This is a genomic window from Robertmurraya sp. FSL W8-0741, from assembly GCF_038004005.1.
Taxonomy (GTDB): Bacteria; Bacillota; Bacilli; order Bacillales; family Cytobacillaceae; genus Robertmurraya; species Robertmurraya siralis.
Map to the genome: position 1 here is coordinate 4,217,099 of NZ_JBBOQG010000001.1, position 25,159 is coordinate 4,242,257.

Genomic DNA, 25,159 nt, shown 5'->3' on the forward strand with positions numbered 1-25,159 from the left:
GAAAAAAACCAGATTTTTTACCACATTGAGGAATTAATCAAAATCATGTACTATCGAATTAGACATTTGGTACAATCTCTCTATTAAAGGTGATGAATATGAAAGACAGAAAACAGCATGTGATTAAAATGGCGCATCAACTATTTATCGATAAAGGCTTTCAAGCAACCTCTATTCAAGACATCCTCGATTATAGCGGCATTGCTAAAGGAACCTTTTATAACTATTTTTCATCTAAAAACGAATTATTAATCGCTCTTTTCACAACCCTTTATAAACAGATGGAAAAAGAACGAAACGATTTGCTAATCGGACAAGATCCTTCAGATATAGAAATTTTTATAAAACAAATGGAGCTGCAGCTCGAAATGAATCGTTCCAATAATTTAACAGCCCTTTTTGAAGAAGTTTACGTTTCTAATGATGAGGAGCTTAAACAATTTATTAAAATTGGCTCCTTTAAAAGCTTACGTTGGTTATTTGAACGATTTGTAGCGATTTTTGGCGAGGATAAAAAGCCATATTTATTAGATTGTGCCAGCATGTTTATGGGCATTTTAAGCCATATGCTGAAAAATTATTCGATTGCTGTAAAATCTCCACGTGCGATCCATCTTGTAGTCCGCTACAGCGTCAACAGGATTGCTAAAATTATTGAAGAGGTCTCCCACTCTGGCGAACAGCTCCTTAAACCAGAACTTCTAGACGCGTGGAGCCCGAACGGAAAAAAGAATAATCAAGCCTTTCAACAAGCTTTGCATCGCATCATCCTTAGCTTAAAAAAGCCATTTACTCAAAATATTGGTTCAAAGAAACAGCTCGAGTTACTTGATTTCATTTATGAAGAATTAATCAATAGACAAGAGCCCCGTCTTTCTCTAATTGAAAGTGTCCTTGATACGCTAAAAAAGGATCCGCAATTAAAAAACACAACGGGTATGCAAAAGCTTGAAAAGTTCATTAATGAATATGTAAAAAATGAGAAATAAAGATTTTTTCATTGATTTCTTGGCAAGACATTGTTATATTTTAAAAATAATTTCATATTGAATCATTTTTAAAATTGATTCACTTTAGCGATGAATGTTATGGGTAACACTATAACAGGAGCAGCTTCTGGAGAGACCCTTGCGGCGCCGAAGGATTCACAATCTCAGGCAAAAGGACAGAAGAGTAACATTTGTTATTCTACGTCTAATGGAGATTGGGAAACCAGTCTCTTTTTTTAATACTATTTTTTGAGGTGATTTAGTTGGAACAAAAAAGAGCCATCGTCAGTGTAATTGGAAAGGATCAGGTAGGAATAATTGCAAAAGTTACGACGATCTTAGCTGAAGAAACAATTAATATTCTCGATATTAGTCAAACTATCTTACAAGATTTTTTTACAATGATGATGATCATTGATGTGACAAAATATGAGGATTTGGAAGCTTTACAACAAAAGCTTGCCGATTTAGGGGAAGCTCTCGGATTAACGATCAATGTCCAGCTCGAAGACATTTTTCAGGCCATGCACCGAGTGTAAGAGAGGAGAACGAACATGAATTTTGCCGTTAATGAAATGATGGAAACAATCAGAATGGTGCAGATGGAAAATCTTGATATCCGCACAGTGACGATGGGTATTAGCTTGCGAGATTGCGCAGATTCTAATTTTGAGCAAATGAATAAAAAGGTTTATGAGAAGATTACCTACTATGCAAAGGATTTAAAAATCACTGCTGAGAAGGTAGAGCGAGAATTCGGAATTCCGATTATCAATAAACGGATTTCGATTACGCCGATTGCGGAAATTCTTGGTCATGCTTCCGTTGAACAAGCTGTCGAACTCGCAAAAACGTTAGATAAAGCAGCGATCGTTCTTGGCGTTGACTTTATTGGTGGCTATTCAGCTCTCATTCATAAGGGCATTTCCGTCGGTGAACAAACGCTGCTGGATGCTCTGCCCGACGCCTTAAGTGGTACTGAAAGAGTATGCGCCTCCGTTTCAGTAGGAACGACACGCGCTGGCATCAATATGAACGCTGTTCGCAAGATGGGAGAAATTATTAAAGAGGCAGCGGAAAAAAGCAAGGAGCAAAATGGTCTTGCCTGTGCAAAACTCGTTGTGTTTTGTAATCCTGTTGAGGATAATCCTTTTATGGCTGGCGCCTTTCACGGTGCAGGTGAAGGAGATGTTGTCTTGAACGTGGGAGTGAGTGGTCCAGGTGTTGTATTAAGTGCATTGAAACGATACCCTCATGCAGACCTTGGTGAAGTAAGTGACATCATTAAGAAAACTGCATTCAAAATAACTCGTGCAGGTGAACTTATTGGTCGTGTCGTTGCCGAAAGGCTTGGCGTTCCATTTGGAATCATGGATCTCTCCCTCGCCCCAACCAATGCGATGAATGATAGTGTCGCGGAAATTCTGGAGGAAATTGGCTTGGAACGAGTTGGCACGCACGGAACCATCGCAGCTCTTGCATTAATGAATGATGCCGTTAAAAAAGGTGGCGCGATGGCCAGTTCCTATGTTGGTGGCTTAAGTGGCGCATTTATCCCTGTTAGTGAGGATAACGGAATGATTCGTGGGATTCTGGATGATGCCCTATCGTTATCAAAGCTCGAAGCGATGACTTGCGTCTGCTCCGTTGGCCTCGATATGATTGCATTAACAGGGGATGCTACTCCGGCTACATTAGCAGGGATTATTGCCGATGAAGCTGCAATTGGAATGATAAATAAAAAGACAACGGCTGTTCGAATCATCCCCGTTCCCGGCATGAAAGAAGGGGATATGGTCGAATTTGGCGGATTATTAGGACGAGCCCCTGTCATGGGAGTAAACCCTTATAGTTCTGAAAAGATGATCAATCGTGGCGGACGCATTCCTGCTCCGTTACAGTCGTTAATTAATTAGTCAATGAGGCGGATTTTATCCGCCTCATTTTTAACGAGTTTATGCGTTTCACCAATATCGACTTTTTGCTCATCTTATTTTGCATAAAAACTAATGTACATCTCTATCAACATATTTTCCATAGTCCGGAAGAGCAATTTGCTCAAATTCTTGCACCAATTTCGTTAGACTTTTAGTTAAAAGTTCTCCGGACATCGGTAGTCCATGCCCTGTCACCGCAACAGTTGGATTTAATCCATGCAACCGTGTCACTGATTCCTTTGCTGCTTTCCAGTCATTCGTAAAATATCGTGGTGGTCCGCTAATTTCTTGTTCTTGCGTCATGACTTTATATAAATATTCCTGTTTCACCGTCACAAAGGCGTCTCCAACAATTAATGCCCGATCCGAGTCTCGAAAAAGTGAGACGTGACCAGGCGTATGTCCAGGTGTGTGTATCCATTTAAATCCTGGCATAAATGGTACTGTACCATCATTTGGTAGCTTTTGGACATGCTTCCCTAAATTTACTGGTTCATTTGGAAAGAATTTCGACATCTTCGCTACCATTCCACCTTCCACTGTTGGATCCGGTTCAGGGTAACTCTTTTCTCCCGATAAAAATGGCAGTTCTAGTTCATGTCCATAGACGGGAACATTCCAATGTTCAATTAGTTCAATAATACTTCCAACATGATCAAAATGCCCATGAGTTAATAGTATTGCTTTTGGGCGACTCCCAATTCCGAAGCGCTTCTCAATTACTGCAATGATCTCCTCCGACGCTCCGGGCATTCCTGCATCTACTAAAACAAATGCGTCAGCAGTGCCGACTAGAATGATGTTTACAATTTGAATCGTATGTGAATACAAATCGGGTAATACTTCTATTCCAATTCCGCTTCCTATCGAAGTGGCGGGAATAAATGTGTAGTCACTACCGTAATTCATTTCTTTGTCCACTAAAATACCTCCTAGTATGTCTCAGCTAGCATTATTTTCCCCCTTCAATAAAAAAATGATGCCCAGAGAATTCTGAGCATCATTTTTTTATTCTTATAAATCTTCAATTGAATCTGCTTCAACATAAGTAGGTACGACAAGACCAATTGCTGCACCTTCAAGGTTTGGACCTAAGTCTACCAGCTTATCTCCGTACTCTTCCATGTACGATGCATGTGTTCCTGGTAACCATGCTGCTACCATTCCATCTGCATCTCCTTCAGCAACTGCCGCAAACATTGGACCTGCATCTAGTTGTAGAAGATCGACATCATAGCCGATGCTTTCTAATACTTTCCCCACAACATTTGTACTTGCAATTTCAGAATCCCAAGCGACATAAGCAAGCTTGATTTTTTCGCCGTCAACTTCTTCTGCACCATTTGTCCATTCAGCCACTTTATCTGAATTTTCTTCTACCCATGCAGCAGCCGCTTCAGCGGGATCAGCACCTTCTTGAATTTCAACCATGACATTTGCCATATCATCTGGAGTCCAGAAAAATTGGTCTAAAACAGTGTAAGCACTTGGCTGTTCTTCTTGCAATCCTTCACGTACTAACGTTTGAATTACTTCAGCTTCACCATACACACCTTTCGGATCCTCTAAATATTTCAAATCAAACTTCGCGAATTTCCAGTGCGGCGTCCATCCAGTGACAATAATTGGTTCTTTCTTGTCATAAGCTTTTTGAAGCTCTGAAGCCATAGCAGCTGAAGAAGATTCAACAAGAGACCAGTCCGCTAAATTTTCATATTCTTCTAGCGCAGTCTCTGTCGCTTGCATGATTCCTGCACCAGGCTCAATTCCAATAATTTTATAATCTACTTGCTCGCCGATTCCTTCATTACCGCCGTCAGCCGATTCTCCATCTCCACTTTTGCTACCTTCATCATTTCCACCACAAGCCGCAAGCAGCATTGTGAACAAAAGCGCCAATGCTAATAAAAACTTCTTTTTAAACATCAATATGTCTCCCCCTATTTTTGTTTTTTCATTCCTATATTTTGAGAAATCCGGTCTAATACAATCGCTAAAATGACGATCGCCAGACCAGCTTCAAAACCAATTCCTACCTTGATTTGAGTAACAGCTCGATACACATCGGCACCTAAACCTGGTGCTCCAACTAGGGACGCAATGACAACCATTGAAAGTGACAGCATCACACTTTGGTTGACTCCTGCCATAATGGTTGGTGTCGCTAAAGGAAGCTGTACTTTAAATAATTTTTGTTTCGTAGTTGAACCAAATGCATTTGCTGCCTCAATTAAATCCTCTGGCACTTGACGAATCCCTAAGTTCGTTAAGCGGATCGTCGGAGGCATCGCAAAAATAACCGACGCAATAATTCCTGGAACCATCCCAATGCCAAAGAAAAGAATGGCTGGAATTAAATATACAAACGCAGGCATCGTCTGCATGAAATCTAGTATTGGTGTAATAATATTTCGGGCTGTATCATTTTGGGAAATCCAAATGCCGATTGGAACCCCAATTATAATGGAAATAACGACTGAGGTTAGCACAAGCGCTAAAGTGTCGATGGTCCCATCCCAGTATCCCAAGTTATAGATTAATAAAAGTCCAACTGCTGTAAATACAGCATTTGTCCACTTGCTGACCCATAACATAAGTGCTGTAAATAGGATAATAAGAATAGCAGCAGGAACAGATGATAATATCCAAACAATAAATTCAACAAAGCCGCCGATTCCATCTCTTATTAAATCAAATAGGGGCTCTAATTGTACTTGTAAAAAATCAACAAATGTATCGACCCAATCGCCGAGTGGTATTTTTGGTAAGGTCACTTATTTCACCTCATTTCCGTTTAATTGAATATCGTCTCCTGCAAGTGCAGCCAAAATAGCACCGCGAACGATGATTCCTTTTAAACGCTCTTCTTCATCAATTACCGCAACGGGCAATGAGGCGGTAGCCACCTGTTCAAACATATCGGAAATCAATGTATCAGGTGTGACTGTTTGTAAATCGCGAATCATAATATCTTCGATTTTTTGATTTTTTTTCAATGCATCGGCTGCATCTTGAGCTGTAATCGCTCCGACAAGCTTTTGCTTTTTATCAACAATATAGAGACTAGAGATTCCCGCATCCTTCATAATTTGTAAAGCGACTCTTAATCCTCGATCGGCAAGGATTTTTTCTGGACGTTTCATGACGTGCGCTGCTGTTAATACTTTGGATAAGTCAACATCCTCAACAAATCGCTCTACATAATCGTTTGCTGGATTCATAAGGATTTCTTCGGGCGTTCCCACTTGAACAATGGAGCCATCTTTCATTAATGCGATTCTATCTCCGATGCGCAATGCTTCGTCTAAATCATGGGTAATAAAAATAATGGTCTTTTCCATTTTTTCTTGCAGTTCAAGCAACTCATTTTGCATATCTTTTCGAATTAACGGATCGAGAGCACTAAATGCCTCATCCATAAGCAAAACATCAGGATCATTCGCAAGAGCACGGGCCAAACCTACCCGCTGCTGCATTCCTCCACTAAGCTCACTAGGGTAACTGTTTTCATAGCCTTCGAGACCTACGAGCTTTAATGCTTCCAACGCCTTTTCCCTTTGCTGTTTTCGATCTGATCCTTTAACTTCCAAACCGTACTCTGTATTACTTAAAACCGTACGATGTGGAAATAGGGCAAACCTCTGAAAGACCATACTTATTTTTGAACGTCGTACTTCTCTTAATTCATTCGGCTTCATCTTGACAATATCTTGTCCATCTATAAGCACTTGACCATCGGTAGGATCAATTAATCGATTGAACATTCGGACTAATGTTGATTTCCCACTTCCCGACAGGCCCATTATCACAAATATCTCTCCGCTCCTCACTTCGAAGCTCGCCTTATTGACCCCCACAGTCATTCCGGTTTTTTCAAGTATTTGCTTTTTACTAAGACCTTCATTTAGCATTTTTACTCCTTGCTGAGGAGATTTACCGAAGACCTTCGTCACATTCCGGACTTCTATTTTTGCATCACTCATTATTTCACCTCTATTAACTTTCTAAGGCAACAGCACGACATTTTTTGAAATTTTATCCATGGTTATTAATTATACTCTTCTATAACTTTATGAACAAACTCGAAAAACAGCTTTATTCTGTTAAAAACGTATGTTCAGAAATAACTGTACAAAATTAAGTGGAGTATCCTTATAAATCATCCATATTCCTCCCAGATACTCCCGGATGCTAGAAGTTCATAGAGAAAAAGCCCGCCACATCAAGCATTTGGATGCATGGGCTTTTAATATTAGGCTTTGTTAAACAATCTTGTTGATAAAACGATTTTAACTCATTTCGTGTGCCCCCTTTCACCTATGCTGAAAGGTCCTCTAATGCCATGAAAAAAATCAACATACCAAAGCCTTATATTAAAATACTTCAAGCTGCTGTTCTTTATTAAATAGGCTAGGATAGATTAAAAAACCTAAAATGATCGCTGTTAAAGTCGCTGCCGACATAATTAAGAAGACAATTAATAATTGAAATTTGACTGCCTGTATGGGGTCAGCGCCGGCAATAATTTGACCGGTCATCATTCCTGGGAGCTGGACAAGACCGATCGTTTTTTGTCCTTCAATTGTCGGGATTAAGCTTGCACGAATCGATTGCTTCAAAATTGGGAAAATCGATTGCTTAACGCTGCCTCCCAACGATAGAACTAAATCGATTTCCTCTCTTCTCATTTCTATTTCTGCTTTTAGCCGATTTAGAAAAAGATTCGCTATAATCATTGAATTGCCAATGATCATGCCACTGATGGAAATAATATATTGCGGTTCTGCAGGAACAATTTTTAATCCTAATAAAAAGCCTTGCGTGATAATCTCCACAACCGCGATCGTCAAGAAGATCTTCCAAAATGCATATGGGATTTCCCTCCCACGTTTAGCCGCATTTTTGGCGGCGACTAGAATCATGATTAAAAGCATTAGAATGATGACAAAAGGATGATCAAAACCGAAGACAAATTTTAAAATATAGCCGACGATAAATAATTGAATGGTTGCACGAACGCAAGTAATGATAATATCTTTTCCTAGGCCTAGTTTAAAAGCATTAGATAAAAAAAGAGCGAGAATAACAAAGACAAAACTAAAAATAATTGCTGTTAAATTCATAAGCTACTCCTCAATAAATTTAAAAAGTCCTTTGTACGCTCATCCTGTGGCTCAGAAAAAAATTGTTTTGTTGGTGCACCTTCAACAAGTTGACCATCTTTAATCAACCATGTTTCATCTCCGACTCTTTCTGCCTGAGACAAATCATGCGTGACCCAAAGAATCGTAACAGAACGCTCTTTGTTTATCCGTTGAATCAGCTCCTCTATACCTTGAGAAGCTTTAGTATCAAGAGCGGAAGTTACTTCATCTAATAGTAGAACAGAGGAGTTGTTCACCAATGTTCGGGCAAGCGATAAACGTTGCCTCTGCCCTCCTGAAAGCTCCTTTGCCTCTCTCGATAGCAGTTCCGCTGATAAACCAACATACTCCAAATAGGTTTCCGGATTTTCTAACGTCTCTCCACGAAGCTTCAATGGCAAGGATAAGTTTTCAAGAACGGTTCCTTTTGTCATAGGCGCCGACTGAAAAGCAATCCCCACATAACGCCGAAGTTCCTGAACATTCCATTTTCTAACTTCCTGCTTATTCACATAAATCTCGCCATCATCCGGAGTTTGTAATAAATTACATAGGGACAGTATCGTACTTTTCCCTGATCCTGATGGCCCAACTATCGTAAGCAGAGTGCCTTTTTCAATCTTGGCACTGATCCCATTTAATACCGGAACCTTTTTGGAGCCATCAGCAAATGCTTTTCTTATATTATGTAGCTCGATTTCCGTGTTTTTCATACCCACTTCTCTCTCTTTACTATTGTTGGCTTTGAATAAAACGATTTTGGGCTCCTTTCGTGTGAAACCTTGGTTTCACATGTCTTTCAGTTATGCTGAAAGGTTAAGAAAATGAGTCATTGTCACAAAGCCATTTTTTTAGGTGGCTCTAACATTCATTTTACCATTTCACCTCCAAAACATAGCATATTTCTTCTATAAATATATCAGGAGATTGAATGACATTCCCATTTCCGTTTTAAGTTCAATTGCCTAAAACATGCTCAAGCGATAATTTTCTGATAAAAGCTCAAGCAGCTTGATTCCAGCAATACTATTTCCAGTTTCATCAAGAGCCGGTCCGAATATGCCAATCCCGTATTTTCCAGGCACAGCCCCCATAATGCCACCAGCCACACCGCTTTTTGCTGGTATTCCGATCTTTATGGCAAATTCCCCTGAAGCATTATACATTCCACAAGTAACCATAAACGTTTTACAAATTCGCGCAACTGCAGAGGGCATTAACTGTTTTCCAGTGTCTGGATCTTTCCCATCCATCGCAAAAACAAGACCAATCCTCGCCAAGTCAAGGCAATTCATTTCAATTGCGCATTGTTTCGTATACAAATCAATTAATGGTTCAACCTCTTCTTGAATAACTCCATGCTCTTTCAAAAAATAACATAAAGCACGATTTAAATGGGCGGTTTCATATTCAGACTTTGCTACTTCCTTGCAATAATTCACTTCTGAATCGGCGGATAAAGTTTGAATAAATGATATTAGACGATTCAATCTCTCATCGACAGAATTTCCTTCAATCATGTGGGTTACAACCAATGCTCCTGCATTAATCATCGGATTAAGCGGCTTAGCAACAGCCATCGTTTCCAGCTTTGCAATCGAATTAAAGGGATCTCCCGTCGGCTCCATCCCCACCCTTTCAAAAACATCTTCTTTTCCCTGTTCCATTAATACTAGGGCAAGACTAATAACCTTTGAAATGCTTTGTAGCGTAAACTTCTTCTCTATATCTCCTGCTGAAACACATTCTCCATTAGGAGAATGGATCGCAATTGATAAATCATGTGGATTTGCAAAACCGAGGGCAGGTATATAATCCGCCACTTTTCCAGCCTTTGTCCATTTCCGTGCTTCTTCTACCATCAGTTGCAATTGTTCATCAGACCTACATATCATTGACATCACCAATTTTAGTATGAGCCCATTAGCATAGCTGTATGTGGGATAATTTGACTAAAATTGTGTTTTTATGAGAAAATCAACTAAACTGAATTTTCTAAAATTAAACCATTTTCAAATACTTTATAATGTCTTTCTCATTTTCATATGTAGAAGACAATCATACTTTAAAAAGGAGGTTCTCATGGCTTGGGATTTCATTAAGAGCTTACTCGTTTTTCTAATCATTATATTTGCGTTTGTGCTTCTCTTATTGCTGCCAAGAGAGATGGATATCACGCATCATGGAGGACTCGTATTCACTGCAGATTTTCCATTCACATTCGATTTGTATAAGGAGAAGATTGCTGCTTTCGTTGAGCATTTTCGTATGGAAAAAGGCTTCGGAAATAACAGTATGGGCGTACCGATTTTGGAAGAAGTTCAAAAACTATTACTGCGCGATTTTACAATTATCGTACCCGCATTGCTTTTAAGTATGGGGGCTGGTACTTTACTAGGAATCGTACAATTTTATTTTCGCGATAAAATTATCGGGAAAGTCCAGGCTTTTTTTTCATGGATCTTTTCTTCCATTCCTGATTTTTTTCTTTTTATTGCCCTCCAATATTTATTGATTAAGTTATTTTACATAGGTGTTCCAAAATTCAGTTTGTATGGCAATGATCATTGGTATAACTTTCTTATTCCGATGATTGCCATTACCGTATTTCCAATGGTCCATATGGTGAAATTCACATCTGCTGCACTGGAAAATGAAATGGGCCAAGACTATTTGCGAACAGCTCGTTCCAAGGGCTTAACAACATTAAACATCCTCAAACATATGATTTGGAATTGCCTTTATTCGATTTTAAATCAAACTCAATTTGTCATGCTTTACCTGTTAACTAGTTTGCCAATCATGCAAAAGTTGGCCAGCTTCCAAGGAGCGGGCTACCATCTCTTGACTAGTATTCAAGAATTTGATGAACCTCGAGCCCTAGCCTTTATGCTGCCATACCTTTTGATGATGTTTGCAACAATTGTCCTATCCAAGCTATTGAAATATAAACTTTTACCACAAAAAGCGGGAGCGTTACAATGACTGTTCTGAATTTTTGCAAAAAAAATCTGGTATTAACCATCGGAAGCATTATGCTATGTTTTCTCCTTTTTATGACCTTTTTCGGAGAATATTTACCATTTATTGATGGTGAACTGCAGGAAATTGATTATCTTTGGGACGAAAACAAAATTCCGGTCGCACCCCCTTATGAACCTTCAGTACAATTTCCATTGGGGACAGACCGTGACGGACGAGACATGCTGAGCTTAATTGTCATGGGCGCGAAAGAAACGCTGTTAATTATTCTCTCAATCACTTTGATTCGTTATCTATTAGCCATTCCCCTTGCCTATTTTGCTCATAGACAATGGCTTGGTGCGAATGCTTTGCTGAACGGGCTCAACGGCTTTCTCTCATATGTTCCGACCATTATTGTTGTCATTTTGCTCGTTACCATACCGCCACTTATTATGTCAGCATTTCGGCCATATTTCGTTGTGCTTATTATTGCAGCCATGGAGATTGGCAGGGTCGCAGACATGATCAAGTTGGAATTTCATCAAATTTCTAAAAAGGAATTCGTAACAAGTGGAAATTCTCTAGGTGTATCCCCTTTTAGGCTTTTTAAAAAATATTATCTGCCTTTTATTTATAGTAAATTATTGATTAGCATAGTGGGAGATTTAGGAAAAGTTATGTTCTTGCTTGGTCAATTAGGCTTCTTAGGGGTTTTTGTCGCACAAGTGTTTGTACAAGTAGATGCCGGGGTGTTTACTTTTGAGAATACATCGAATTCTTGGCCTACGTTCTTATCCAATGCATTTAAAGACATACGCGGCCCTGTGTGGATCGTTTTTTACCCTGCTCTAGCTATGACCTATGTTATTTTCACCTTTAATATGTTGGGACATGGTCTGCAAAAAATCTTACGTTAATATCATGTCTCCTTTTTTCACAGCTGTGCTAAAACATCTCATTTAACACTGCCCCGATGAAACGTAGGGAAAACAAGCTTTCTCCTAGCATTTCATCGGGGCTGTTCCACCTTACTACACAGCTTTAAAGACATGAATTTCACGAAATGCGAAAAAATCATAGAACATGGCCTTTTCAAAGATCTTTTGATAGTGTAAACAAAAATGACTGAATACACTTGACAAGGCGCAGCGAGTTGAAGTTACTATTTTGCTAGAATTTCTATACGGATGTAGTATTCTTTGCTAAGATGGAGAGACTATTATAGAGAGAATTAAGCGAAAAGAGGCAGGAAGTATGAAATATACTGGAGAAAGAGTCATCCCAGAATTAATGAAGCAAATGAATGGTCTTTTGTTGGAGCATTTAGCAAGATACCATTTTTCGATTCATTATGCCAAGGGGCGCATTTTAGATTTCGCTTGTGGAAGCGGGTTTGGCAGCAACATCATGGCTGTGGCAGCAAAAAAGGCCATTGCAGAAGTAATCGCCGTCGATATTGACCCAGAAGCTATTGCCTATGCAAAGGGAAAATATTATCACCCGCTGATTTCCTTTCAAGTGGAAAATTGCGTAGATCCCTCTCTCCCAGAAAGATTTGGACAATTCGATTTGATCGTAAGCTTTGAAACTCTTGAACATGTGGATAACGAAGAAATATTCATGCGTAATATCTATCAAATGCTGAAACCTGGTGGGACAGCAGTTATTTCGACCCCTTTTGGCCAAGGACGGGGAATGCCGACAAGCGAACCCTTCCATGTCCATCAATTAACAGAAGGGGAATTTCAAAACCTCTTTACTTTATACGAAGAAGTGCAATTTTATTATCAAAAAGGCGTGCTAATTGAACCAGCACCTGGCCGGGAAGGCCGCCACTATCCAATCGGAATTGCCGTATGTAAAAAAGGCACAAAAGCATAGGACAGCTTGTTCATCGCCGTACAAGCTTAAAAGGTCTTTAAGAAAGGAAACTTGAATGACAATAGCAATTTCTTGGTTGACCTATTGTAAGGAGGACTGGCTGCTTGCGCTCGACAAAGATAATAGACACATTAAACGCAAATGAAATCCTACTTTTGCAACCCAATAAAAAAACTAGTCAATAAATCTCTGACTAGTTTCCATACAATTCTTTATAAGCAATAACCTTTAAGGCTAAAATCTCTTCTTCTGATAATTTGCTCTCCACTTCTTGAAAAATCTCTTCCTTGGAAGCAGATCCGTCCTGCACTTTAACACGAATCTCATTGAGGCTCGATAAACCGACCTTATTAACAAGAACTCTCGTTGCCTCCTCCTTCGTTGTGAAAGGCAGTTCCTTGGCATCAGCAGTACTTGCTTCTTCAATAAAAGATTTCAGCTCCGGATCGCCCTCAATCACTTCTTTTATGTTGTCTATCTCTCCACTGTTCTCCAGCTCTGTAGTCACAACATCCATTAATTTTTCCGAAGCCATATTTGTACCTACATAGTAGACAGCGAAACCGGCTATTCCAAGTAACACGAGCGGGATCAACAAATACTTTATTAATTTCACTTACCAACACCCTTTCATAACCCCATCATACAACGAAATGACTCTATTTGTAAAAACTTATGATCAGTTGTTAAAACAAATTCCGAACTTTCGTACTATTTTATACTATAGAAATAGTTTTAATTTACTAGTAAAATAGTATAAGATAAAGTTACTATCTTTCAAATTTGGCAAACAATGTTAATATTCAGCTCATTTCATTTATTCTTTTAGCTGTTTACAAGAGAACATTGGAAACAACAGCATTTACATACCTTTAAAACTGAAAAAACATAGGGGGCACTTGAATGAAAAAGCAAATAATGAAAAAAGCAAAACTAAAAATGCCAAAGGTAAAGAAACCAAAGCTAAAACTGCCAGAAATGAAACAACTCAATTTGAAACTATCCGTTTCCAAGAAGATGTATATCGGATTTGCATCCGTCCTATTAATTATGGGAATTTTAGGCTTCGTCGCGATCAATTCAACGAATAACATCAGCAAAAGAAGCTCTGAAATTACCAATGTGTGGCTGCCGAGTGTTGAAGCTATCAATACCATTAACTACTTAACGGAACACCTTGCTTCCCTCGAATATAAATATGTTATTGAACCCGATGAAAAGAAGCTTACATTACTAATAGAAAAAATGGATGAAACCTTTGCAGAAATTGATCATGTTTTTGCAAATTACGAAGCTACCATTAACTCTGAAGAAGAGCGCCAACTTTTCGAGACTTTACTAGATAAATGGGCAAGATATCACGCCGTTCATGTAAAATTTATTGAACTAGGTACCGAAATGAATATTGTTCAAGGAACCGGTAACGTAAATGGCATTCGACTTCTATCAACGATCGGTGAAGCGGATAACATGTTCTCAAGCATCCAGTTTACCCTTGAAGAACTTGTTGCCTATAACCATGATAACGCTCTGGCTGCTAGCGATGTAGCAAATCAAGAAACGAGTCGCAGTATGTTTATAATTATTGCTTTCTTAATCGGTGGAGTAATCGTCGGCTTGTCTATTGCTTATCTTACTTCGCGAATGATTTCAAAACCATTGAAGTTTGTTACAGACAATGTGAAAGAGGTCGCAAAAGGAAACTTAACAATGGACCCGATAAAAATTAAAAACAAAGATGAAATTGGCGATCTTGCAGAGGCATTTAATGAAATGGGTACTAGTCTGGCAAATCTAATTCGTCAAGTAACCGTAACATCAGAAACTGTTGCTGCGTCCTCTGAGCAGCTATTGGCAAGCTCTGAACAAACCTCAAAAGCAACCGAACTAATCACGATTTCGATTCAGGAAGTTGCTGCTGGCTCTGAACATCAAGTTCAAAGTGCTGTCAATGGAAATCAATCGATGCAAGAAATTTCTAAAGGCATGGAGCAAGTTGCAGGGGCGATCCAAATTGTCTCCGATTTAAGCCTTTCAACCAATGAAAAAGCTGAAGCTGGAAATGTAGTCGTTTCTGAAACAGTCACACAAATGAATACTGTTCAAGAACAAGTCACAAAAATCGCAGACAATATTCAGGTTCTTGGCACTCGCTCCAAAGAAATTGGTCAAATTGTCGATTTAATCTCACAAGTATCCGAGCAAACCAATCTCCTTGCGTTAAATGCTGCTATTGAAGCAGCAAGAGCAGGAGAGCACGGAAAGGGATTTGCTGTTGTTGCAGATGAAGTCCGCAAATTAGCTGTGGAATCCAATAAAGCGACGGACAATATTCGCGCTCTTATTGGTCAAATTCAAAAAGAAATCAAAGAAGTCACCGTCTCCATGGATGAAGGCAAAAAATCGGTAAAATCAGGGATCGAAAAAGTCAATGAAACGGGCGTATCTTTCCACGAAATTACTGATATGATCTCAAGCATTAGCACTCAAGCTCAAGAGGTATCTGCCATTGTCGAGGAAGTCAATGCAAGTACTGAAGAAATGGTGCAAAAAATGTCAGAAATTACAACTGTTTCTCAGCAGGCTGCTGAAAACTCTCAACAAGTTGCAGCCTCTGCCGAAGAGCAAAACGCTTCTATGGAAGAAATTTCAGCATCTGCCCATACATTAAGCAGCATGGCACAAGAACTTCAGGAAAACGTCTCAAAATTTAAAGTATAGCAAACAATTATTTTAAAACCGATGACTCCCGAAAATTTTATTCAAAAAGCAAGTGGCGCAAGATTGAACTGCGCCACTTGCTTTTTTGATTTCGATTGGAAATTGGTTGGTTTATGCGGACACTCCTTTGCTTCGTTCTGAAGACCTTTATCCGCATGAACCCTTTATGAGATGAACATGATTCTCCGGTTTTTTATCGATTTTGTTCTCATAGACCCCACATGCGGACACTCTTCCCTGTTTTTTACTCTTTCTTGTCCTCATGAGGGCACACTTTGCTCAACTTCTGTTCAAAGTTGCACTCATTTGCTAAAAGTCTAAATGCTGTTTAAAAAAATAAATCCTTCAAAGAATCAAAAAATCGAGTCTTTAAAGGAGCGGGGTTTTCCTTTTGCAGCAACCAAAAAAAGCATAAAGATTATTCTTTATACTTTTTTATAACAATGCATCTGCATCGGTTATTTCTAACGATACATGTTCTTTTGCTGATAGATCAATTTCGTAAGGTTGAACCGTTTGATTTTCCTGATCTTTAATAATGCGAACAACCGGTCTACCTACTGCCTTAAAATTGTATTTTGCAACAATCCCTGTTCTGCCATCATTTAATAATACAGTTAAGCCTGGTGGGTAAATGGCGATGCTTTCTTTAAATAAATCGACCTGCCTTGGTTCAAATTGTGTTCCCTTTCCGTTATAAAGAATTTCCATTGCTTTATGAGGGAGCATTGCTGGATGATATGTTCGATGACTTGTGACAGCGTCAAAAACATCGGCAACGCTTATTATTTTGGCATACTTATGAATTTCGTTGTTTTTCAATCCCTGTGGATAGCCTTTTCCATCAATTCTTTCATGATGCTGGAGGGCGCAATGGGCAACTGGCAATGGAATTTCATGAATTTTCCTCAATTGGTTAAAGCCCAGTTCGCAATGAGATTGGATTAACTCAAATTCCATTTCTGTAAGTTTGCCTGGTTTATTAAGAATCTCTTTCGGGATAAATAGTTTGCCAAGATCATGTAACATGGCGCCGAGACCGATGTCTTCAATTTTTTTGATTGGTAAGCCATTCTCTATCGCCAACTGACAAGCATAAATCGAAACATTCAAAGAATGATTATAGACATGATCTTCATGAACCTTTGCAGTAGCTAATAAATTCAGTGCAGCCTTATTTTCATTTAAACATGATAAAATATCCTTAAACACTTTCTGTATACTGCGTACCACTCGTCCTGTCTTCATAATTCCATGAATATTCGGACGCTTATGTATATTAACCAATTCATCTAGTCCTTCTGTTATTGCGCTTGCCGCCTCTGCCCGAATCTCATTAGGAATCGTTTCAGTAATCTCAATTCCTTCAGATGCCTCGTCCTCGATATATACAGTAAAAACATTTAATTCCTTCAACCTTCTTATTAAATTATTGGTTAAATAAGTTCCTCGCGCCAAAAGAATCGTCCCATTTTCACGAAATATTGATTTAGCTAACAGCGCTCCGGTTTCACAATGATCCAACTTCACTAAACGCATTCTACTTTCTCTCCGCTTCTTATTACTAAGTTCTAATACCTGTATATAGTTAAATGATACTATAAAATGTTATTTTTCTGTAAAATAAATACAAAATATATAATAGGTATTAAGACTCATATTGAAGGTAAAGTACATGCAGGTGCGCTGAAACTGCTTCAAATTAATTAAGATAATATAAAAACCAGCACCGATTTATTTCCGTGAAAGTTCCAATCGATAAAAATGTCCCTTACTTGTTTGTGGAAAATTTCTTCAAAATCACCGTGACGATGGAAATAGCTTTTTTCCAATTGCTCCTTTGTATATCTCAACTCCTGTTCAAATCCTCTTTCAATCAATGCTTTTTCAATCTGAATGAGGATACCGGCCCTTTCTACGCAGTAGATAGAAGGAGTAATCGGGCATGTGTAAATTTCATCGGGAACTTTTTGAACTAACTCGCTAATTCGTGCAATCTCCTTTTCCAACTTTGGAATATCGACATCGTTTACAATATGGCCTTCCTCTTCTTTTTCTAATGTAAAAATAAAAATTCCAGTATTATTGGGAAAATTCCAGTCATGATAATACTCGATCACTTCTACATCAAGAGATACTGCAGAACTCCTTTAATTTCTTCTATCAGAGAATTCATGATTAACCTTCTAGCCCTGTCTACATCTTTGGCATGTCCCTGTTTTAAAAGCACTTCTTCCATCGGTGCCACAAATCCCCGTACGTAGGCAGTCACATATTTTTTACAAACACTTGTCTGACATGACTGCGGCCCTCTTCCAAAATTCTTTCTTAACAGCTTGCTAATGTAACTGCTAATATAATCCAGCTTTTTTTGCTCAACCACTCATAATCAATCCTTTTTACGAGATAAAATAGCGATATTAGCTTCCCCATCATTTCCCATTTAATGCAAAAAACATGCTGATTATGAGGAGAGCCCATAACCAACATGCTTTTATCAAATTGCCTTTTTTGAAAAAATTAGAAACAGTACGTATCGATTTCTTTCATAATCGCACATCACAAATACATCATCAACAGAATAGTTTAGTATGCTTTCCAACTGCTTTTTATGTTTAAGATATCCTTGCTTAATATGCGTCAAGTGTTGCTGCAAAAAATGTGAGTTTCCATTTTTAAACAACAGTGTTTCAAGGTGAGTCTGAATGCCACTAATTTCGATTCCGCACATATTATGCGTATTCATAAACATCCGAATTTCTTCAGGCTTTTTATGTAATTGTAGCCCAATCTCTTCCACTACTTTTAGAAATCTATTAGATTGAGAATCTAAAATTACTTTCTCTTCATCCACATGTAGATGTTCTAAAAATACAAGTCCAGTATTTGAGCTATAGTTCCAATCATGAAAGAAATATTTAAAATCAATTTCTAAAACTTTGGATGCTTTCGCAATAAACTCTTGAATGACAGAATCAAATACCGCAGAACGAAAATGGTTAGCCAGCTCCCATTCTTCATTTTCTATCAGCACTTCCTCTGCGGGTGTAATGAAATTTCGAACAAAAATATAGAGTCTCCCTTTATTTAATACAGTTAAGCAGGATTCTGGACCTTTCCCAAATCTCTTTTTTAGCATCTTACTGAAGTTGCTACTCAATTTCAGTAAGTCTGGTTGTGTTGAATTTAACATTTCATAACCCCTTCAAGACAAAATAATCAAAACCACCAGTGTGAACTGGTGGTTTGCTCTGCGGCTGAAAGCCTCTCTTACCGGCCTTGGCCTTAAAGGCCAACTGAAAGGGTTTCCCTTCTGCACCACATTCACTCACTAATTCTAAAGAATTTCTTTATTTCTTCCGATTTTTCTCTCCTGTGAATGGATCAAATTCTTCGAACAACGTTAATTGATCAGCCACGTAATCCTCTTTTAGCTGATTTCTTATATATTCTTGTATTTGCTTCTTATTTCTTCCCACTGTATCAACATAGAAACCTCGACACCAGAATTTTCGATTTCCATAGCGATATTTCAGATTCGCATGTCGATCAAATATCATCAGGCTACTTTTTCCTTTTAAATACCCCATAAACTGAGATACACTTAATTTCGGTGGAATACTCACCAACATATGAATATGATCTGGACAAGCATTTGCTTCATGTATGATGACGCCTTTCCTTTCACATAAGTCTCTTATGATCTGTCCAATACTCTTTCTGTATTTTCCATAGATCATTTGCCTTCTGTATTTTGGTGCAAATACTATGTGATACTTACAATTCCATGTTGTGTGTGCTAAACTATTCATGTCCTTCATCAGGGCATACCTCCTTCATGAGTGAGATAAAGTGGTCGGGAAACCAACTTTATCCTACCATGAAGTGAGGTTTTTTTGTTACCACGCTTTAAGCTCTCTGGAACCCCCGGCATAGCCAGGGGTTTTCTAAACCATTAAAAAAAGGCCTAACTTCTCCAAAAAGAAGTTAGGCCATGGTTAAGACAACAAATTGTTTCTTCCATTTACCGAACAATACGTTATTATTTTATAAATTTAACAATAAATTATAAACATTCTAATGACAGCTAGACATTAGACACTAATATTCTACCATCTTTTATGCAACTGAGCAAATAGTTGTACTATTTAATGATAGCAGGGAAAAGTCACTTCGATTCGCGTGCCTTCGCTGCTGCTAAAAATATGGAGATTGCCCTTATGCTCTTTAATAATTTGCCTGCTGACAATCATTCCTAGACCTGTTCCATTTTCCTTCGTGGTAAAAAACGGTTCTCCAATTCGAGCATGTACTTCTGGAGGAATTCCTCCCCCCTCATCTACAATTCTAATACATACCTTTTCGCCACATTGAATGCCTTCAATTAATAATTTTCCGCCGTGTGGCATTGCTTCGATTGCATTTTTTATATAATTAACAAATACTTGCTTTAATTGATTTTCATCACCTGAAATATGGATATTTGAAAATAGAAGATTCTGTTCAACCTCTATGCTGTTCAACAATGCTTGCGATTCCATCAACGTTAAAACCTTTTTTATGACCGAATCAATACATAAACGTTCATATTTTAAATCCGAAGGTTTTGCCAGAACCATCAATTCCCTTAAAATTACTTCAATTCTCTCGATTTCTGATTCGATAATTGAAAAATAGGAACTTGGCTTCTCTTGTTCAACTCTGATTAATTTTAAAAATCCCTTTATTGCTGTAATTGGATTTCTAATTTCATGGGCAATTCCTGCTGCTAGCTGTCCGGCAACAGCTTGTTTCTCCGAAATTTTCGTTAATTTTTTATATTCACTTATATCTTTAATAATTAAGTGAAATGCCCGTTCTCCGTTAAAAATTGTGGGCAGAACTTTTATTTCCACATCTAATAATTGTCTATCCATTGTCAGCATTCTCTGCTCAAATAGATCCGGTATACCCCCATCTTCTATTAGAACAAGTTTTTTATAGAAATTTTCTATTGAATCTGGATCTAAAAGCAAGTGGAAGCTCTCACCGACTAATTGTTTCTTATATCTTGCACCTATCATTGAAAGAGCAACATTGCTTACATCAACTATCGTTCTTCCTTTTACAATAACAATAGATTCCGGAGAATGCTCCATAATCGTACTATAATTCTTATTTTGTTGGACGACTAAATCTTGCGCCTCTCTAAAAACAACATATGTACCAATGACAGTTTTATTTTGCAAAATAGGAAAACAGGTAACATCAATATCAATAAACTCTTTGTTCCGTTTCATTATTTGCACATAAAAACTGGTTAACTTTTCTCGATCATCTCTGAGAAAATACGTCTGCGTTAAATTTAACTCCGTATAGGAGCAGACATCTTTCAGTTCCAATTGCAGCATTTCTTGTTTTGAATATCCTAAAAAGGTTTGACAAGCATTATTCGTATAAACAATTTCACCTGACATATTAATGATAAAGTATGGATCCGAATCCTCTGAGAAAATGGAGAAATCACTGTCGGTATTCATACTGATAAATTGAGCCAATGAATCTTTATACATTTGTGAAATTCCATTCCTCATTAAATCCATCCTTTCAATTATCCAACTCTAAAAATATCTCGACGATCGTATAGCAGAATAAATAAAAAAAACCAAAATAAAGGTAGCAGGTAACTACCTCTTATTTTGGCTTAATTCCTTGCATTCATATTCTAAGGAAACATTACCTCTATCATCAAAATCGCACATTGCCACATAAATAGATTAGAGCATTAACCCTATATCCAATACTATCATATACTTTATTTTTTGAATTTACAATCATCTCTTGAAATTATTAAGGCAGTTCTATTAGAAAATAGCAGTTCAATACCGTCTTTTATCAAAACACCACTTTCCTTGGATGAAAGGTTATCATTTGCGAAATCTTATAAAAGACACTTTAATCAAAATTTAAGGAAGTGACGAAGGATGCGGATCATTGTATTAATTCCATTCTTAATTTTTTATGCATTAACTGGAATTACTCAAGCGACACCGGGGGAACAGCAGAAAAAAGAATTGGCCATTGTGATTGATGATTTTGGCAATAATATGGAAGGCTCAAAAGAAATGCTTGAACTCCCCGTCCCATTGACAGTTGCAATTATGCCCTTTTTATCAACAACAGAAAAAGATGCAAAGCTCGCACATGAAAAAGGGCATGAAGTGATCATTCACTTGCCAATGGAACCGAAGAAAGGAAAGAAAAGCTGGCTTGGTCCTGGTGCCATTACAACAGATTTGAGTGATGAAGAAATCAGGAAAAGAGTCGAAGAAGCAATTAAGGATGTTCCTTTTGCAGTTGGTATGAACCACCATATGGGATCAAAAGCAACTGAAGATGAAAGAGTCATGCGGATCATTCTTGAGGTATGCAAAGAAAACAATCTTTACTACCTTGATAGCAAAACAGCAGAAAAAAGCGTTATCCCGAAAATCGCCGAAGAATTATCTGTGCCTTATCTTGAAAACGATATGTTCTTTGATCATATCTATTCAGAAAGACATATATATCGTCAAGCTTCAAAATTAGTCGAGAGGCTTGATCATCGTGCACAATTAATTGCAATCGGACATGTTGGCGTTACCGGAGAACGGGTCGTAAGCGCGCTTAAAACGTATTTACCAGAATACGAAAGACAAGCGGAAATCGTCCCTTTATCAGCATTGCTTCCGCCCACTATTCCTTCACTATGAGCGACAAAAAAATTTTTTGGGGGCACAATCTTCGAATTGTTCTATTCGTGCTCATTGCAGTACATTCTTTCAAGCCAAGAGCAACAGCTCTGTTACCTTATGTTTGTTAAAACTAGACGACTTATTGAAAGCGTTAAAAAGAGTATTAAAATTTAATACTCTTTTTAACATTGGGCACATATTAAAAATTCACGAAAAAGGACGTTTATAATAATCCAACCATTTTGAGACCGTGGAGAATTCCGTCTTCCTCCACTGATTTTGTAACATACTTAGCAACCGCCTTGACTTCTTCTTCACCATTCCCCATCGCCACACCATGATGGATCATCGAAAGCATTTCGATATCGTTTAAGCCATCGCCAAAGGCATATTGTCGCTCCTTCGGAATGCCGAGCTTCTCCACGATTTTCTCGATCCCTCTCCATTTGGAACCACCTTTTGGAACAACATCGCAAGAAACGGGGTGCCAGCGAATAAAATCAAAATCTTGAAATACCTCTTCATATTGTTTTTCTTCGCCTTCTGGACAGAATAAAAGGGTTTGGAAAATATCCCGCTCCTCGTAATAGTGAGGATCATGGGCAGGGAAATGGTCAATCTTTAACGATTTTATGCTTTCCTTAATATAAGAATGTTCTGGTACATTGGCCCTCATATCTTCATGATCCATATAGACAACCGGATGGTCATTTACAAGTGCTGTTTCTGTTAATTTTAACAGTGCAGGTATAGAAAGTGGGTTCGTATCCAATACTTCCCCATTCAACACCACATATTGTCCGTTATAGCTTACATACGTATTGATGTCCAATTCCTTTCGCAATTCTTCGTACATGAACGGCGCTCGTCCTGTCGCAATTGCCACTTCGTGTCCTTGCTCCTTCAGGGTAAACACCGCCTCTTTTGTCGATGCCGGCAGTTTCTTATCGTGGTTTAAAAGTGTTCCATCAATATCAAAAAAAATAACGCTTCTTTCCATCATTTTCAATACCAACTTTCTTTGCTGTACTTTCTGTTTATACCCCATTTCCATTATGTTATCCCATTACGTTACAGCTTTGCAATGATAAAAGGTTCGCTCTAGGCGAAAAAGACAAGCAAAACAGTTAAATTTCAATAATGATCGGCAGTACCATCGGTCTTCTTTTTGTTCTGGCGTATAGGAAATCGCTTATTGTTTTTTTAATCGTTTGCTTCACAGTACTCCATTGATTTTTTCCCGATTTCTTTAAATCCTTTAACGTTTTTTCTATCAGTCGCTTCATTTCATTTAATAATTCCTCAGAATCCCTTACATAGACGAAGCCCCTCGTAATCGTATCTGGTCCAGAAAGAAGCTTCTTATCCCCTTTGCTCATCGTTAAAACAATAACGAGCATGCCATCTTCGGATAATTGCTTCCGATCTCTTAAAACAATATCTCCTACATCTCCAACCCCCACTCCGTCTACGTATGTATCTCCAGCATGTATTCTTCTTGTTTGACGAGCGAGTGAATGCTCGATATCGACTACTTCTCCATTTTTTAAAATAAAGGTAGCGCCTTGAGCAACGCCAACTGATTCCGCTAATAATCGGTGTTGATGAAGCATACGATATTCTCCATGAATTGGAATAAAATATTTCGGTTTCATTAACGTAAGCATTAGTTTCAAATCCTCTTGATATCCATGGCCGGATACGTGCATTCCCTTGCCAGAGCCATAAATAACATGTGCCCCTAAAGCAAACAAATTATCCACGATTTTTGATACAGCTTTCTCGTTCCCGGGGATCGGCCCTGCTGCTAAAATAACCGTATCTCCAGCTAATACCTCGACTCCTCTGAAGTTTCCCGTTGATAAGCGCGACAACGCTGCTAATGGCTCCCCTTGGCTGCCTGTGCATAATATAGCTACCTGTTCTGGCGGAAATTCATTTATTTCATTTGGCTCGATGAGCATTCCTTCCGGCACATGCAAGTACCCTCTTTCAATCGCTACCTCAACAACATTGATCATACTCCTCCCAAGTAAAACAAGCTTTCGATTCGTTCGCCTTGCAGCATCAACCACTTGCTGAACACGATTAATATTAGAGGCAAAAGTTGAAAGAATCACCTTTTGCTCCGCCTTAATAAACGCCTCCATCACCTGCTCCCCGACCATTTTCTCTGACGGCGTACCGCCTGATCGTTCAGCATTTGTACTCTCTGAAAGCAACAGCAAGACTCCTTCCGCACCGATCCTTGCCATCTTGTGAATATCTGAATATTGCTCATTAACCGGAGTTAAATCAAATTTAAAATCACCGGTATGAACAATATTACCTTGAGAGGTACGGAATAGAACACCTAAGCAATCGGGAATACTGTGGTTTACTTTAAAAAATTCAACAATGAACTCACCAATGGTTAACTTTGCATCAGAGTCGATCTCGATTAGCTTTGTTTCCCTTAAAAGTTTGTGTTCCTCCAATTTTAATTCAATTAATCCAAGTGTAAAACGGGTTGCGAATACAGGAATATTAATCTTTTTTAAAAGATAGGGAATTCCGCCAATATGATCCTCATGACCGTGCGTCACAATCAGCGCCTTGACGTTATCTTTATTTTCCTCTAAAAAAGCAACATCTGGAATAATCAAATCAATGCCCAATAAACTTTCATCAGGAAATTTATTTCCACAGTCGATCACAATAATGTCATCTGAATATTGTATACAGTACATATTTTTCCCTACTTCATTTAATCCGCCTAAGGCAAAAATTGATAATGTTTCATCCCTGCTGCTCATAAAAAATCCCACCTT

The 25,159-nt window shown here is 38.3% G+C and carries 24 protein-coding genes and 1 riboswitch; of the genes, 8 read left to right on the forward strand and 16 right to left on the reverse strand.

Annotation, left to right across the window (positions count from 1 at the left end; translation table 11 throughout):
* Positions 1-98 precede the first annotated feature (98 nt).
* The 3 genes from NST02_RS20600 (at position 99) to NST02_RS20610 (ending at position 2,905) form a co-directional block, all read left to right on the forward strand.
* The gene (locus NST02_RS20600) at positions 99-989 is read left to right on the forward strand and encodes a TetR/AcrR family transcriptional regulator (RefSeq protein WP_340949697.1); all 891 of its coding nucleotides are present in this window, start codon (positions 99-101) and stop codon (positions 987-989) included.
* A 117-nt stretch (positions 990-1,106) separates the two neighbouring features.
* A riboswitch (glycine riboswitch) is annotated at positions 1,107-1,179 on the forward strand.
* Between the two features lie 73 nt (positions 1,180-1,252).
* Positions 1,253-1,528, forward strand: coding sequence for an ACT domain-containing protein (locus tag NST02_RS20605; protein ID WP_095309507.1), 276 nt, complete (start codon positions 1,253-1,255; stop codon positions 1,526-1,528).
* 15 nt (positions 1,529-1,543) lie between these two features.
* Positions 1,544-2,905, forward strand: a complete 1,362-nt coding sequence (locus NST02_RS20610; RefSeq protein ID WP_137744744.1) for a PFL family protein — start codon at positions 1,544-1,546, stop codon at positions 2,903-2,905.
* 90 nt (positions 2,906-2,995) lie between these two features.
* Here the strand turns inward: NST02_RS20610 and NST02_RS20615 are convergent, their stop codons facing one another.
* The 7 genes from NST02_RS20615 to glsA form a co-directional block, all read right to left on the reverse strand.
* On the reverse strand, positions 2,996-3,847 hold the full coding sequence (locus tag NST02_RS20615) for an MBL fold metallo-hydrolase (protein ID WP_137744743.1): 852 nt from the start codon (positions 3,845-3,847) through the stop codon (positions 2,996-2,998).
* 93 nt (positions 3,848-3,940) lie between these two features.
* Positions 3,941-4,852: a glycine betaine ABC transporter substrate-binding protein gene (locus NST02_RS20620; protein WP_095309513.1), complete on the reverse strand. Its 912-nt coding sequence runs from the start codon at positions 4,850-4,852 to the stop codon at positions 3,941-3,943.
* Positions 4,853-4,866: 14 nt separating this feature from the next.
* Entirely contained in the window at positions 4,867-5,700 is an 834-nt protein-coding gene (locus NST02_RS20625) for an ABC transporter permease (protein WP_095309515.1), read from the reverse strand.
* The gene (gene proV / locus NST02_RS20630) at positions 5,701-6,909 is read right to left on the reverse strand and encodes a glycine betaine/L-proline ABC transporter ATP-binding protein ProV (protein ID WP_095309516.1); all 1,209 of its coding nucleotides are present in this window, start codon (positions 6,907-6,909) and stop codon (positions 5,701-5,703) included.
* A 390-nt stretch (positions 6,910-7,299) separates the two neighbouring features.
* Positions 7,300-8,049 (reverse strand): ABC transporter permease, encoded by a 750-nt coding sequence (locus NST02_RS20635; protein ID WP_137744742.1) that lies wholly within the window; start codon positions 8,047-8,049, stop codon positions 7,300-7,302.
* The gene (locus NST02_RS20640) at positions 8,046-8,783 is read right to left on the reverse strand and encodes an ABC transporter ATP-binding protein (RefSeq protein WP_137744741.1); all 738 of its coding nucleotides are present in this window, start codon (positions 8,781-8,783) and stop codon (positions 8,046-8,048) included. Before NST02_RS20640 ends, NST02_RS20635 begins: the two co-directional genes overlap by 4 nt.
* Before the next feature lie 252 nt (positions 8,784-9,035).
* Positions 9,036-9,965, reverse strand: a complete 930-nt coding sequence (gene glsA / locus NST02_RS20645; RefSeq protein ID WP_340949698.1) for a glutaminase A — start codon at positions 9,963-9,965, stop codon at positions 9,036-9,038.
* A 187-nt stretch (positions 9,966-10,152) separates the two neighbouring features.
* On the opposite strand from glsA, the gene NST02_RS20650 reads away from it, so the two are divergent.
* The 3 genes from NST02_RS20650 to NST02_RS20660 all read left to right on the forward strand — a co-directional run bounded on the left by NST02_RS20650 (position 10,153) and on the right by NST02_RS20660 (position 12,915).
* Positions 10,153-11,055 (forward strand): ABC transporter permease subunit, encoded by a 903-nt coding sequence (locus NST02_RS20650; protein ID WP_137744740.1) that lies wholly within the window; start codon positions 10,153-10,155, stop codon positions 11,053-11,055.
* The gene (locus NST02_RS20655) at positions 11,052-11,951 is read left to right on the forward strand and encodes an ABC transporter permease subunit (protein WP_340949699.1); all 900 of its coding nucleotides are present in this window, start codon (positions 11,052-11,054) and stop codon (positions 11,949-11,951) included. Before NST02_RS20650 ends, NST02_RS20655 begins: the two co-directional genes overlap by 4 nt.
* A gap of 337 nt (positions 11,952-12,288) precedes the next feature.
* Positions 12,289-12,915: a class I SAM-dependent methyltransferase gene (locus NST02_RS20660; protein WP_137744738.1), complete on the forward strand. Its 627-nt coding sequence runs from the start codon at positions 12,289-12,291 to the stop codon at positions 12,913-12,915.
* A 193-nt stretch (positions 12,916-13,108) separates the two neighbouring features.
* On the opposite strand, the gene NST02_RS20665 is transcribed toward NST02_RS20660, so the two are convergent.
* Positions 13,109-13,531, reverse strand: a complete 423-nt coding sequence (locus NST02_RS20665) for a hypothetical protein (RefSeq protein ID WP_340949701.1) — start codon at positions 13,529-13,531, stop codon at positions 13,109-13,111.
* Positions 13,532-13,818: 287 nt separating this feature from the next.
* Between NST02_RS20665 and NST02_RS20670 the strand changes: the two genes are divergently transcribed.
* Entirely contained in the window at positions 13,819-15,636 is a 1,818-nt protein-coding gene (locus NST02_RS20670; protein ID WP_137744737.1) for a methyl-accepting chemotaxis protein, read from the forward strand.
* 435 nt (positions 15,637-16,071) lie between these two features.
* On the opposite strand, the gene NST02_RS20675 is transcribed toward NST02_RS20670, so the two are convergent.
* From NST02_RS20675 to NST02_RS20700, 6 genes are all read right to left on the reverse strand, one after another.
* A complete protein-coding gene (locus tag NST02_RS20675; protein ID WP_095309532.1) occupies positions 16,072-17,175 on the reverse strand; it encodes an HD-GYP domain-containing protein in 1,104 nt (367 codons plus the stop codon).
* Positions 17,176-17,342: 167 nt separating this feature from the next.
* Positions 17,343-17,756 carry a Na-translocating system protein MpsC family protein gene (locus NST02_RS20680; RefSeq protein WP_340949702.1) on the reverse strand — a complete coding sequence of 138 codons (414 nt, stop codon included), beginning with the start codon at positions 17,754-17,756 and terminating at the stop codon, positions 17,343-17,345.
* 2 nt (positions 17,757-17,758) lie between these two features.
* Positions 17,759-18,019 carry a Na-translocating system protein MpsC family protein gene (locus NST02_RS20685; protein WP_340949703.1) on the reverse strand — a complete coding sequence of 87 codons (261 nt, stop codon included), beginning with the start codon at positions 18,017-18,019 and terminating at the stop codon, positions 17,759-17,761.
* A 114-nt stretch (positions 18,020-18,133) separates the two neighbouring features.
* Positions 18,134-18,829 carry a Na-translocating system protein MpsC family protein gene (locus NST02_RS20690; RefSeq protein WP_095309535.1) on the reverse strand — a complete coding sequence of 232 codons (696 nt, stop codon included), beginning with the start codon at positions 18,827-18,829 and terminating at the stop codon, positions 18,134-18,136.
* 157 nt (positions 18,830-18,986) lie between these two features.
* Positions 18,987-19,457: an IS200/IS605 family transposase gene (gene tnpA / locus NST02_RS20695; protein WP_340948879.1), complete on the reverse strand. Its 471-nt coding sequence runs from the start codon at positions 19,455-19,457 to the stop codon at positions 18,987-18,989.
* Between the two features lie 327 nt (positions 19,458-19,784).
* Positions 19,785-21,209, reverse strand: a complete 1,425-nt coding sequence (locus tag NST02_RS20700; RefSeq protein ID WP_170211411.1) for an ATP-binding protein — start codon at positions 21,207-21,209, stop codon at positions 19,785-19,787.
* A 390-nt stretch (positions 21,210-21,599) separates the two neighbouring features.
* Between NST02_RS20700 and NST02_RS20705 the strand changes: the two genes are divergently transcribed.
* Complete coding sequence (locus NST02_RS20705) at positions 21,600-22,367, forward strand: divergent polysaccharide deacetylase family protein (RefSeq protein WP_095309538.1); 768 nt, start codon at positions 21,600-21,602, stop codon at positions 22,365-22,367.
* A 205-nt stretch (positions 22,368-22,572) separates the two neighbouring features.
* Here the strand turns inward: NST02_RS20705 and NST02_RS20710 are convergent, their stop codons facing one another.
* Both NST02_RS20710 and NST02_RS20715 read right to left on the reverse strand, forming a co-directional pair.
* Entirely contained in the window at positions 22,573-23,352 is a 780-nt protein-coding gene (locus NST02_RS20710) for a Cof-type HAD-IIB family hydrolase (protein ID WP_095309572.1), read from the reverse strand.
* A gap of 124 nt (positions 23,353-23,476) precedes the next feature.
* Entirely contained in the window at positions 23,477-25,144 is a 1,668-nt protein-coding gene (locus tag NST02_RS20715; RefSeq protein ID WP_095309540.1) for a ribonuclease J, read from the reverse strand.
* Positions 25,145-25,159 lie beyond the last annotated feature (15 nt).

Coding starts and splice junctions, on each gene's coding strand:
- NST02_RS20600 (WP_340949697.1), top strand. CDS start 99: ATGAAAGACAGAAAACAGCATGTGATTAAAATGGCGCATCAACTATTT.
- NST02_RS20610 (WP_137744744.1), top strand. CDS start 1,544: ATGAATTTTGCCGTTAATGAAATGATGGAAACAATCAGAATGGTGCAG.
- NST02_RS20620 (WP_095309513.1), bottom strand. CDS start 4,852: ATGTTTAAAAAGAAGTTTTTATTAGCATTGGCGCTTTTGTTCACAATG.
- proV (WP_095309516.1), bottom strand. CDS start 6,909: ATGAGTGATGCAAAAATAGAAGTCCGGAATGTGACGAAGGTCTTCGGT.
- NST02_RS20635 (WP_137744742.1), bottom strand. CDS start 8,049: ATGAATTTAACAGCAATTATTTTTAGTTTTGTCTTTGTTATTCTCGCT.
- NST02_RS20640 (WP_137744741.1), bottom strand. CDS start 8,783: ATGAAAAACACGGAAATCGAGCTACATAATATAAGAAAAGCATTTGCT.
- glsA (WP_340949698.1), bottom strand. CDS start 9,965: ATGATATGTAGGTCTGATGAACAATTGCAACTGATGGTAGAAGAAGCA.
- NST02_RS20650 (WP_137744740.1), top strand. CDS start 10,153: ATGGCTTGGGATTTCATTAAGAGCTTACTCGTTTTTCTAATCATTATA.
- NST02_RS20655 (WP_340949699.1), top strand. CDS start 11,052: ATGACTGTTCTGAATTTTTGCAAAAAAAATCTGGTATTAACCATCGGA.
- NST02_RS20660 (WP_137744738.1), top strand. CDS start 12,289: ATGAAATATACTGGAGAAAGAGTCATCCCAGAATTAATGAAGCAAATG.
- NST02_RS20670 (WP_137744737.1), top strand. CDS start 13,819: ATGAAAAAGCAAATAATGAAAAAAGCAAAACTAAAAATGCCAAAGGTA.
- NST02_RS20675 (WP_095309532.1), bottom strand. CDS start 17,175: ATGCGTTTAGTGAAGTTGGATCATTGTGAAACCGGAGCGCTGTTAGCT.
- NST02_RS20690 (WP_095309535.1), bottom strand. CDS start 18,829: ATGTTAAATTCAACACAACCAGACTTACTGAAATTGAGTAGCAACTTC.
- tnpA (WP_340948879.1), bottom strand. CDS start 19,457: ATGAAGGACATGAATAGTTTAGCACACACAACATGGAATTGTAAGTAT.
- NST02_RS20700 (WP_170211411.1), bottom strand. CDS start 21,209: ATGAGGAATGGAATTTCACAAATGTATAAAGATTCATTGGCTCAATTT.
- NST02_RS20705 (WP_095309538.1), top strand. CDS start 21,600: ATGCGGATCATTGTATTAATTCCATTCTTAATTTTTTATGCATTAACT.
- NST02_RS20710 (WP_095309572.1), bottom strand. CDS start 23,352: ATGATGGAAAGAAGCGTTATTTTTTTTGATATTGATGGAACACTTTTA.
- NST02_RS20715 (WP_095309540.1), bottom strand. CDS start 25,144: ATGAGCAGCAGGGATGAAACATTATCAATTTTTGCCTTAGGCGGATTA.